The organism is Chromobacterium aquaticum (assembly GCF_021129195.1).
Taxonomy (GTDB): Bacteria; Pseudomonadota; Gammaproteobacteria; order Burkholderiales; family Chromobacteriaceae; genus Chromobacterium; species Chromobacterium aquaticum.
This window is the reverse complement of record NZ_JAJOHW010000298.1, coordinates 1-620: the sequence shown is the minus strand read 5'-3', so window position 1 is coordinate 620 and position 620 is coordinate 1. Positions and strand designations below refer to the sequence as shown.

At 72.9% G+C, this 620-nt stretch carries 2 protein-coding genes; both read left to right on the top strand.

The window, feature by feature from the left end:
* On the top strand, window positions 1-224 hold a 224-nt coding region (locus tag LQT98_RS23915; protein ID WP_231465756.1), incomplete at its 5' end, for a c-type cytochrome.
* Window positions 185-620: cytochrome D1 domain-containing protein (locus LQT98_RS23910; RefSeq protein WP_331282598.1), on the top strand; the 436-nt coding region annotated here is incomplete at its 3' end. The genes LQT98_RS23915 and LQT98_RS23910, both read left to right, overlap by 40 nt.

The following is a 620-nucleotide window of genomic DNA, read 5'->3' as shown; positions in this document are numbered from 1 at the left end:
ACCTGGTGCGCCAGGACTGCGGCGCCTGCCACGGGCTGAGCCTGGGCGGCGGGCTGGGCAGCCCGCTGACGCCGGCGGCGCTCAAGGACAAACCCGACGCCAGCCTGGCCGCCGTGATCCTGGCCGGCCGGCCCGGCACCCCAATGCCGCCCTGGCGGCCATTCCTGACGGAAGAAGAAGCGATATGGCTGGTTTACTGGTTAAAGCAGGGCGCGCCGCCCTGATTCCGGCGCTGGCCGCGCTGCTGGGCGGCTGCGCCGCGCCGGCGCTGCGCGGCACCGGCGACCTGGGCGTGGTGATAGAACGCGCCAGCGGCAGCGTGCAAGTGGTGGACAATACCCGCGCCGAAAGCCTGGGCCGAGTGGAAGGGCTGGGCGATCTGTCCCACGCCTCGGTGGTGTTCTCGCGTGACGCGCGCTACGCCTACGTGTTTGGCCGCGACGGCGCCATCAGCAAGGTGGACCTGCTGCGCCGGCGGCTGGAACGGCGCGTGGTGCAGGCCGGCAACAGCATAGGCGGCGCCATCTCCTCGGACGGCCGCGTGCTGGCCGCGCAAAACTACCAGCCGGGCGGCGTGCGCCTGTTCGACGCCGCCACGCTGGCGCCGCTGGCCTCGGTGC